At 67.9% G+C, this 9,791-nt stretch carries 10 protein-coding genes; 8 read left to right on the top strand and 2 right to left on the bottom strand.

Translation table 11 applies throughout. The annotated features are described in order from the left end of the window. Window positions 1–813, top strand: an 813-nt coding sequence (locus VGS97_RS18215; RefSeq protein WP_326854772.1) for a right-handed parallel beta-helix repeat-containing protein, incomplete at its 5' end; no start/stop codon positions are given. 224 nt (window positions 814–1,037) lie between these two features. On the opposite strand, the gene uvrA is transcribed toward VGS97_RS18215, so the two are convergent. Next, window positions 1,038–3,899 (bottom strand): excinuclease ABC subunit UvrA, encoded by a 2,862-nt coding sequence (gene uvrA, locus VGS97_RS18210; RefSeq protein ID WP_326854771.1) that lies wholly within the window; start codon window positions 3,897–3,899, stop codon window positions 1,038–1,040. Between the two features lie 222 nt (window positions 3,900–4,121). On the opposite strand from uvrA, the gene VGS97_RS18205 reads away from it, so the two are divergent. The 7 genes from VGS97_RS18205 to VGS97_RS18175 all read left to right on the top strand — a co-directional run bounded on the left by VGS97_RS18205 (window position 4,122) and on the right by VGS97_RS18175 (window position 9,257). Then, window positions 4,122–4,883 (top strand): maleylpyruvate isomerase N-terminal domain-containing protein, encoded by a 762-nt coding sequence (locus tag VGS97_RS18205; protein ID WP_326854770.1) that lies wholly within the window; start codon window positions 4,122–4,124, stop codon window positions 4,881–4,883. A gap of 40 nt (window positions 4,884–4,923) precedes the next feature. Next, on the top strand, window positions 4,924–5,577 hold the full coding sequence (locus tag VGS97_RS18200; protein ID WP_326854769.1) for an MBL fold metallo-hydrolase: 654 nt from the start codon (window positions 4,924–4,926) through the stop codon (window positions 5,575–5,577). Between the two features lie 41 nt (window positions 5,578–5,618). Further along, a complete protein-coding gene (locus VGS97_RS18195) occupies window positions 5,619–5,930 on the top strand; it encodes a hypothetical protein (RefSeq protein WP_326854768.1) in 312 nt (103 codons plus the stop codon). Next, a complete protein-coding gene (locus VGS97_RS18190) occupies window positions 5,930–6,589 on the top strand; it encodes a nucleotidyl transferase AbiEii/AbiGii toxin family protein (protein ID WP_326854767.1) in 660 nt (219 codons plus the stop codon). Before VGS97_RS18195 ends, VGS97_RS18190 begins: the two co-directional genes overlap by 1 nt. Window positions 6,590–6,700: 111 nt before the next feature. Next, a complete protein-coding gene (locus tag VGS97_RS18185; protein WP_326854766.1) occupies window positions 6,701–6,916 on the top strand; it encodes a type II toxin-antitoxin system prevent-host-death family antitoxin in 216 nt (71 codons plus the stop codon). 28 nt (window positions 6,917–6,944) lie between these two features. Continuing rightward, the gene (locus tag VGS97_RS18180) at window positions 6,945–8,240 is read left to right on the top strand and encodes a hypothetical protein (RefSeq protein ID WP_414641749.1); all 1,296 of its coding nucleotides are present in this window, start codon (window positions 6,945–6,947) and stop codon (window positions 8,238–8,240) included. A 159-nt stretch (window positions 8,241–8,399) separates the two neighbouring features. Continuing rightward, window positions 8,400–9,257, top strand: a complete 858-nt coding sequence (locus VGS97_RS18175) for a mechanosensitive ion channel family protein (protein ID WP_326854764.1) — start codon at window positions 8,400–8,402, stop codon at window positions 9,255–9,257. A gap of 50 nt (window positions 9,258–9,307) precedes the next feature. On the opposite strand, the gene VGS97_RS18170 is transcribed toward VGS97_RS18175, so the two are convergent. Beyond that, complete coding sequence (locus VGS97_RS18170) at window positions 9,308–9,613, bottom strand: DUF6401 family natural product biosynthesis protein (protein ID WP_414641748.1); 306 nt, start codon at window positions 9,611–9,613, stop codon at window positions 9,308–9,310. Between the last annotated feature and the right edge of the window lie 178 nt (window positions 9,614–9,791).

Genomic DNA, 9,791 nt, shown 5'->3' with positions numbered 1-9,791 from the left:
TCCACCCCACCGAATAACCTGTGTACAAGCGCATTCGGCCCGACGGGCGTGTGCATTCTGGCCAAAAAGCTGAGCAAGACCGGGGTGGTCAAGACGCCGGTCTACAACGACACGATAACCGGCCTGTTTGTCAGCGGCTTCCCAGCCAACGGCGTATTCGGCTTCGGAACCTACGGCCTGACCGTGCAGCGGGTCGTGGCCGTCAACGACGGCGCCTACGGCATTTCCCGTTTCGAGTCAACGAAGACCCTCTTTGCTAACGACACCGCCATCGGAAACAGCGAGGCAGGCTTCTATGTCGGGGATTCACCGAACGCGGCCACGGTGGTCCGTGATGACGTCGCCAGGGGGAACACGCTGGGCATTTTCATCCGGCACGCCAGGGGGGTGACCGTCGTCCACAACCGGTCCGCGGGGAACTGCCAGGGCATCATCGTGCTCGACGATGGCCAGGCGGGCGGGGCCGGCAATGCCCTCGTGCAGAGCAACAGCGTGTTCCGCAACAACAAGTTCTGCCCGGCGAGCGAGGAAGCGCCGCCTCTGCAGGGCGGCGGCATCCTGCTGGTCGGCGCCACCCAGACCACGGTCAGCCAGAACAGTGTGCAGGGCAACAAAGGCCAGCAGTTCAACTCCGGCGGGATCGTCGTGGTGAGCGCCGCGCCCTTCCATGGAAGCGATCCGCAATTCGACACGATCGCCCGCAACACCGCCTTCCGTGACACGCCCGACCTGCGCTGGGACGGCTCAGGCAGCCACGTGAGTTTCGTCGGTAACCACTGCAGCACCTCGTCCCCGGCGGGACTCTGCCACTGAGTACCTCACCCCCGGGCCGTTTACCCGAATGGCCCGCCAAAAGGTCGCCGCTCAGCGGACGCTCTCGGCCACACTGGTTCAGCCAGGCCCGGTCTCCACCAGTGTGGCCGAGACTCCCGCATCGCTGGCGTGGCTCCCGACGGCCGTGCATGGGCCGGACGGCCGGGCCAGCCGCGAAGCTGGCCGAAGGTCAGCGAGCACGCTGGACTAGCCCGGCCGCACCCCTAGACGTTCAGCAGCTTTTTGAGGAACTGGCCGGTGTAGCTGTCGTCGGCCATGGCGACGTCTTCGGGGGTTCCGGTCGCGATCACGTCCCCGCCGCGGGATCCGCCGTCGGGGCCGAGGTCGATGACCCAGTCCGCGGTCTTGATGACGTCCAGGTTGTGCTCGATCACGATGACCGAGTTCCCGGCGTCGACCAGCCGGCCGAGTACGCCGAGCAGTTTGCGGATGTCCTCGAAGTGCAGGCCGGTGGTCGGTTCGTCGAGCACGTACACGGTGCGGCCGGTCGAGCGGCGCTGCAACTCGGAGGCGAGTTTCACCCGCTGCGCCTCGCCGCCGGACAGTGTCGTGGCGCTCTGGCCGAGGCGCACGTAGCCGAGCCCGACGTCGTTGAGGGTCTTGAGGTGCCGGGCGATGCCGGGGATCGCCTCGAAGAACTCCAGCGCCTCGGCGACCGGCATCTCCAGCACCTCGGAGATGGTCCTGCCCTTGTAGTGCACTTGCAGGGTCTGCTCGTTGTACCGCTTGCCGTGGCAGACCTCGCAGGGCACGTAGACGTCCGGCAGGAAGTTCATCTCGATCTTGATGGTGCCGTCGCCCTGGCAGTTCTCGCAGCGACCGCCCTTGACGTTGAACGAGAACCGGCCGGGCAGGTAGCCGCGCACCTTGGCCTCGGTGGTCTCCGCGAACAGCCGCCTTATGTGGTCGAACACGCCGGTGTAGGTCGCCGGGTTGGACCGCGGGGTGCGGCCGATCGGCGACTGGTCGACGTGCACGACCTTGTCCAGGTGCTCGATCCCGGCCACCCGGGTGTGCCGCCCGGGCACCGCCCGCGCGCCGTTCAGCTCGCGGGCCAGGTGGGTGTAGAGGATGTCGTTGACCAGCGTCGACTTGCCGGAACCCGAGACGCCGGTGATCGCGACGAAGCAGCCGAGCGGGAACTCGACGTCGATGTCCTTGAGGTTGTGCTCGCGCGCGCCGTGCACGGTCAGCACCCGCTTGCGGTCCACCGGGCGGCGCTGCTCGGGCAGTTCGATGCGCATCCGGCCGGACAGGTAGGCGCCGGTCAGCGACTCCGCGGAGTCCAGCAGGTCGGAGACCGGGCCGGAGACCACGACGTGCCCGCCGTGCTCGCCCGCGCCGGGGCCGATGTCCACCACCCAGTCGGCGATCTTGATGGTGTCCTCGTCGTGCTCGACGACGATCAGGGTGTTGCCGAGGTTGCGCAGCCGCACCAGGGTCTCGATCAGCCGGTGGTTGTCCCGCTGGTGCAGCCCGATGGAGGGCTCGTCGAGCACGTAGAGCACGCCGACCAGGCCGGAACCGATCTGGGTCGCCAGCCGGATGCGCTGTGCCTCGCCACCGGCCAGGGTCGCCGAGGCGCGATCGAGTGACAGGTAGTCCAATCCCACGTCGACCAGGAACTGGAGGCGCTCGTTGACCTCCTTGAGCACCCTCTCGGCGATCTGCGCCTCACGGGCCGTCAGCTTGAGTTCCTTGAGGAACTTCGCGCACTCGCCGATCGGCATCGCGGCCACCTCGGCGATCGACCTGCCGCCACTGTCGGGCTCCGCGCCGAGCGTGACCGCCAGGACCAGTGGCTTGAGCCGGGTGCCCTTGCACGCCGGGCACGGCGCTTCGCGCATGTATCCGGCGTGCCGTTCGCGGGCGCTGTCCGACTCGGCCTCGGCATGCCGCCGCTCGATCCACGGGATGACGCCCTCGAACCCGGTGGAGTAGGAGCGGGTGCGGCCGAACCGGTTGGTGTAACTGACCGTCACCTTGTGGTTGTGGCCGTGCAGGATGGCCTTGCGCGCCTTGGGCGGCAGCTTGCGCCAGGGCGCGCCCAGGTCGAAATCGAGTTCGTCGGCCAGCCCCTCAAGCAGTCGGCCGAAGTACTCCGAACCCTGCCCTGCGGAGCTCCACGGGGCGATCGCTCCGGCCTCCACGGACAGGTCCGGGTCCGGGATGACCAGTTCCTCGTCCACCTCCATCCGGATGCCGAGGCCGGTGCACTCCGGGCAAGCGCCGAACGGGGAGTTGAACGAGAACGACCGCGGCTCAAGCTCTTCGAAGGACAGATCGTCGTACGGGCAGTAAAGATGCTCGGAGTACATCCGCTCGCGCTGCGGGTCGTCCTCCGCCAAGTCCACGAAGTCCAGCGTGATCATGCCGCCGGCCAGGCCAAGCGCGGTCTCGATCGAGTCGGTCAGCCGCCGCTTGGCCGACTCCTTGGCCGCGAGCCGGTCCACGACCACCTCGATCGTGTGCTTCTCCTGCTTCTTGAGCACCGGCGGCTCGGCAAGCTGGATCACCACGCCGTCCACCCGGGCCCTGCTGTACCCCTTGACCTGAAGGTCCCGGAACAGCTCGCCGTACTCACCCTTGCGCTCGCGAACCACCGGGGCGAGCACCTGGAAGCGGGTGCCCTCCTCCAATTCCAGCACCCGCTCGACGATCTGCTGCGGGGACTGCCGGGCGATCGTCCGCCCGCATTCGGGGCAGTGCGGCCGACCGGCGCGCGCGTAGAGCAGGCGCAGATAGTCGTAGACCTCGGTGATGGTGCCCACGGTCGAGCGCGGGTTCTTCGAGGTCGACTTCTGGTCGATGGACACCGCGGGCGAGAGGCCCTCGATGAAGTCCACGTCCGGCTTGTCCATCTGGCCGAGGAACTGCCGGGCGTATGCCGAGAGCGACTCGACGTAGCGCCGCTGCCCCTCGGCGAAGATCGTGTCGAACGCGAGCGAGGACTTGCCGGAACCGGACAGGCCCGTGAACACGATCAGGGCGTCCCGCGGCAGATCGAGCGAGACGTCCTTGAGGTTGTGCTCGCGCGCCCCACGCACGACCAGCTTGTCCGCCACCGGTGGCTCCCAACTTCCGCTGTCCCTATCCCGCCGAACACTCCCCGAAACATGCTAGGCGCCCCCACCGACAGACTTATTACGTTCCCGCCAACCTGGCCCTTCGATGTTTATCCGGACACCGGTCGGCCATCTCTCCCGGCCCCACCCGCCACACGGTCACCACGCGGTTCCTTCCCGTGCGCGTGGCGCGGCCCGGCCGGGCTGCGCGAGAGTAGTGACATGACGATTGATCCGCGAGCCCTGGATTTCGACGTGACCGCTCTGCTGGCCGAGCTCACCGACGCGACCGAACAGCTGATCGGCTCCGCGGAGCAGCTCGACGACGAGGCCGTGCGCGAGCCCTCGACGTTGCCCGGCTGGAGCCGCGGCCATCTGCTGACCCACATCGCGCGCAACGCGGACGGTCTACGTAACCTGCTGGAATGGGCGATGACCGGCGAGCGGCACGACATGTACCCCGACCGCGAGACCCGTGACGCGGACATCGAGACGGGCGCCACGCGAACGGCCGGGCAACTGGCCGCAGACCTACGCGAGGCGAGCCGGCGATTCGTCGAGGCGGCGGCCCGGATCACCTCGGAACAGTGGACCGTGAAGGTGGAGCGCCGAGGCGGCGGCCCGCAGCCCGCGTCGAAGATCCCGTGGTGGCGGCTCGAAGAGGTGCTCATCCACCACGTGGACCTCAACACCGGTTTCTCTCCCGCGCACTGGCCGGTGCAGTTCACCGGCCCGACGCTGGAGATGTCGGCGGAACGCTTCACCGACCCGGCGTACGGCGCCATTGCGGCGACACCCTTCCGCCTCTACGCCGAGGACACCGCACGCAACTGCGCAGTGGCCTGTGATCCGATGGACAAGGACCATCCGCTCGTGCGCGGTCCGGAAGCCGCGTTGCTGGCTTGGATGCTCGGCCGCAGCGACGGCGACGGCCTGACCGTCGAGCCCTTCGACGCGCTGCCCACCCTGCCCGCCTGGATGTGACATGACAAGACAAATGGCGAGACGTGAGACGTGACGTGAAATGAGCTACCACGGCAACGTGACGGTGGGCGGCCCGGCCGACGTACGAGAGCTCGCCCCGCTGATGATCACCAAACTGGCGGTCGGCCCCCACGACAACAACACGTACCTCCTGCGTTGCCGCCTCACCGACGAGCAACTGCTCATCGACGCGGCGGCGGAGCCGGAGCGGCTGCTCAAGACCATCAACGGCTCCCTCGCAGCGGTCGTGACGACGCATCAGCACCCCGACCACTGGCAGGCGCTGCAAGCCGTCGTCAACGCAACCGGCGCCCGCACGGCGGCCGGCGAGCACGACGCGGACGCGATCCCGGTCCACACCGATGTACGCCTACGCGACGGCGAGACGATCCACGTCGGCTACATCCCGCTGCGCGTGATCCGCCTCACCGGCCACACCCCCGGTTCGATCGCCCTGCTCTACGACGACCCAAAAGGCCACCCGCACCTTTTCACCGGCGACTGCCTGTTCCCCGGCGGAGTGGGCAGCACGCAGAACGACCCCGACCGCTTCACCTCGCTCTACAACGGCGTCGTCGAGAAAATCTTCAACGTCCTACCCGACGAGACATGGGTCTACCCCGGCCACGGCCGCGACACCACACTCGGCACCGAGCGACCTCACCTTGAAGAATGGCGCACCCGCGGCTGGTGATAGATCCGGAGAACGACGAGCGCAGGGGCCATACTGACTGCATGAGCACCCCGCATGGCTACGCGGCAGCACGGCCTCACGTGCTTCCCGACTCGCTTGATGAGCTGGTAGGGCCAGAGCACGGGACGGTCGTGCTGCCAACACGGCTCGATTGGGCGCCCGAGCGTAGTTACCTGCTCGACGATCCAGCGGACGCACGGCTCATGTACGAGCGAGTGATCCGAGAAGCGCTGCATGTCGATGACTTGCGCCGATTTCTCAATCAGGACCTCCTCGTTCGCCTGTGGCCAACACTGTTTCTCCCCGCCCGTGTTCGCGCCCTCTGGGAGCAGCGCTTCTCTCTGGCCGCGTAGTGGAAGATTTTCATCTGCGCCTCGCGCGTATCGGTCTTGACGTCGTGTCTCGCTACGGCCTCGCCCTCGCGGGCGGCTACGCCGTGAACGCGCATGGATTCATCTCACGCCCCAGCGCCGATGTCGATCTGTTCGGCGCTCTGGACGCGGACCTGCCTACGGCAACGGCGGCCGTAGTCGACGCATATCGGGCTGCGGGCCTGACTGTGGAAATTGACCACGCCAGTCGGTACTACGTTCGGCTGGTGGTCACCGATCCGCAGCTCAATAAGGAGTCAAAGGTCGAGCTTGTGGCGGACGTGCGGCTTCAGGAACCAGTGACCATGGCCATCGGTCGAGTCCTTCATGCCGACGATGTCGCGGCCGGCAAGATGGAGGCGCTCTTCACTCGGGCGGAATGTCGTGACTTCATCGATGTGGACGCGCTCCTCAGGTCAAGCCGTTACGATCGCGAGCAACTCCTCACACTCGCTGCCCGCCGGGATTCCGGATTCGATCGCGATGTGTTCGCCCAAATGCTCCTCGGCATCGACCGCTTCTCGGACGCAGAGTTCGCGCGCTATGCGGTGCCAACAGCCAATGTCGCAGCGATCCGTGCCGCAATGCACGATTGGCATGATGAGTTAGCGGCAAGCAACCGCGGATCTGTTCGCGGGTGAGCGCCCTCACTGTTCCCTGGCGGAGTTGGCGGCACGCAGAACGACCCCGACCGATCTGGCGCGGGATCTCCGTACCGGGAAGAACGGGGCGAAACCGTGTTGGCAGTGGGCATGAGCGCGAGCGAGGCCCGCAGCCAGTTGTTTCCGCTGATCCAGCAGGTCAATGCCGAGCGCACGCAGACTCGGACCAAGCACGGGACCGGAGATGCCGTGCTCATGTCCGCCGACGACTGGCCCCGCCGCATCGACGATGGGCACCGACTGGCGTATCGGGCTGATGACAAGGGAGTGAAGATCCCCAAGGCGCGCTACTGCTACAGCGCCTGATCACTGAGCGGAGTAGGTTACCCGCGTGGTGAAAGAGCGTGGCGCGGGCCCTAGCCGGAAACAGCAGGTTGCGACGGCGGGTCTGATCGGTGCGGTCGCGGGGGCGGCGCTCACCGCACACCGGGGTGTCAGGGCAGTCGGGCTCGGTGCCGCGATCGGCGCGGCGGGGCTGGGGGCGGTCGAGGCGGTGGCGCGGGCTCGGCAGCGGCCGGGGCAGATTCCCGAGTTGTGGGCGCGCATCGTGACCAGCGGCGCGTTGACCGCGCCGGTCGGCTGGGCGGCCGGGCGGTTGACCGGGGCGGGCCCGCTCACCGTGGGCACGGTCAGTGGCGCGGCGGCCGGGGCGCTCGGGTTGCGGCCGCAGAAAGTGGCGTTGGGGCCGATGCTCGGGGCCGGCGTGGGGCTGGGCTTCGCGCTGCGGCGGCGGCCCGCGTCAGCGGCGGTCGTGGCGACGGCGAGCGTCGTGTCGTTCCGGGTGGCCTCGGCGCTGCTGTTCCGTGATGCGCAGGTGAGCCTGCTCGCCGAGCGGGTCCACGCGGAGGATCTGCCGTTCGTCGTGCCGCTGGAGGCCAGGTCGCGGTACGTCGGCACCGGCTACATAAGGGAGTTGGCCGACGTGCTCGGCGGCACGTACACGGCGGACGCGGCCGATGTCGGGATCGTCGGCTCGCTCGACTCGCTGGCCGGGCCGGAGTTCGATCCCTCACAGGTCGATCCGCGCGTGCGCGAGTTCTACGAGCACACGACCCGGTTCACCCTCGACATCGTGCCGGAGTGGCGGCTGTGGGTACTGCCCGGGTATCTGCTGTACCGCAACCTGGTGGCGCGGCCGCTCGGGCAGGCCAGCGTGCCGATGAACCAGCGCGAGACGCAGCGGGGCATCCGCAGCCGCATCGACACGATCAGCGCCCCCGACCAGGACGACAGGGACGTGGTGGCCGTACGCGGCTGGATCCGCTCGTTCGCGGACAACGATGAGCCGATCTACATCGGCGTCTACACGACGTACCGGCACGAGGACCGCGGTTACGTCAGCGTCGGCTTTCCGCTGCCGCAGGCCAGCTTCACCGCGACGCTGGCGCCCACCACCCGGCCCGGCGGCGGGCTCGTCCTCAGCAGCCGCAGCGACCTGAAGCACCCAGGGCACTACCTGACGTACATCGACGCGGAGACCAGAGAGCTGACGACGGCGGCCGTGCAGGGATTCGCGGAGCGGCTCGACGTCTACGTCGAGGACGACGAGTTGCGCGCCGAGCACGCGTTCTGGGTGTTCGGCCTGCCGTTCATGGTGCTGCACTACCGGATGCAGCGAAAAACCGGATAGTAGCAACGGTCTCTCCCGAACCAGTCCTACTCCGTACCACCCGTTCTGATGACCCCCATTCGGGTCATTCCGGACGCGCGCGCCACACGCAACGTGTTACTACGGTGCAGTAGATGTCCGCGCGTTCGGCGCGGCCCGGTCGGAGAGCAGGTGACGACGGTGCGTCAAGTTCCATTGGCCTCGATCAACTTCAGTTCGGGGCTGACCGACGCGTGGAGCACAGTGGCCAGGATCGTGCCGAAATTCGTCGGCTTCCTGGTCATCATGGCGATCGGTTGGTTCATCGCCCGGCTGGTCGCCCGGGCGGTGGACCTGCTGCTGCGAAAGGTCGGCTTCGAGCGGCTGGCCGAGCGCGGCGGGATCAGCCGGGCCCTGGCGAACAGCAAGTACGACACGACCCGCATCGTGAGCAAGCTCGTCTACTACGCGCTGCTGCTGATCACCCTTCAGTTGGCACTCGGCGTGTTCGGCGCCAACCCGGTCAGCACGATGATCAACGGTGTGGTCGCCTGGCTGCCGCGCGGCCTGGTCGCGATCCTGATCGTGGTGATCGCCGCGGCCATCGCGCGCATCGTGCGCGATCTCGTCGGCAGCGCGCTGTCCAGCCTGTCCTACGGCAACGTGGTGGCCAGCGTGGCCTCGGTGTTCGTGCTCGGCATCGGCGTCATCGCGGCGCTCGGGCAGGCCGGGATCGCGACGGCCGTCACCGGCCCGCTGCTGACCGCGGTGCTCGCCACGATCGCCGGAATCCTGGTCGTCGGCATCGGCGGCGGCCTGATCCTGCCGATGCGTGAGCGGTGGGAGCGCATGCTCAACACCGCGGAGAGCGAGGCGCGCAGCGCGGCGTCCGGCACCAGCTACCAGCGGGGCCGTTCCGACGCGATGACGGGGCAGCAGGCCGAGCGGCCGTCGGCTTACTCGCCCGGAAGCACGGGTACCGGTCGCAGCGGTGGCTCCGGACAGCAGGGACCGGGCATGTCGCCTGGTTCGTCCGGGAACCAGCCGATGGGCGGCTGACGCGGCGAAGGCGGCACACCGAGCGTGGGCGCTGCGGATCGGTCGGTTGATCAATCCCCGGCGCCCACGCCGTACTCGCGCATGAAGTGGCACACGGCGGTCAGCCGCAGGGTCGCGAAGTCGTATCCCTCGTGCGCCTGCCAGCCGATTTCACGCAGCACGTCGGTGAATCCGAGGACGTAGTCGGTCAGCGCCTCATACAGCGACACGTCCTCACGGACGTCGGTGTAGACGGCGTCACGTATCGCGGCGGAGTGCTGGTCCACAGCGGCGACAAGCCCCGGCTCGAAGGCGAGTTCCGGCAGGCGCCGTTCGAACTGCTCGGCGAGGGCCGCGAGCGGCGAGGCGCCCAGCACGTGGTCGCCGAAGACCGGATCCCCGAAGACCGGGCCCGGATGCGGCTCGTCACCGAACGCTGACTCGTCGAACACGGAGTGTCGGCCCCCTCGGATTCTCGGCCCCGGCGATAAAGCAAGCAGCAACAATACCTGTATTTCACTGAGTAAAGGCTGAGAGTCCGGACGGCAGACCGCG

This window comes from Actinocrinis sp., from assembly GCF_035946395.1.
In the GTDB taxonomy this organism is placed as follows: Bacteria; Actinomycetota; Actinomycetes; order Streptomycetales; family Catenulisporaceae; genus Actinocrinis.
Note: the sequence above shows the minus strand (reverse complement) of the source record. Positions and strands in the feature narration are given on the sequence as shown.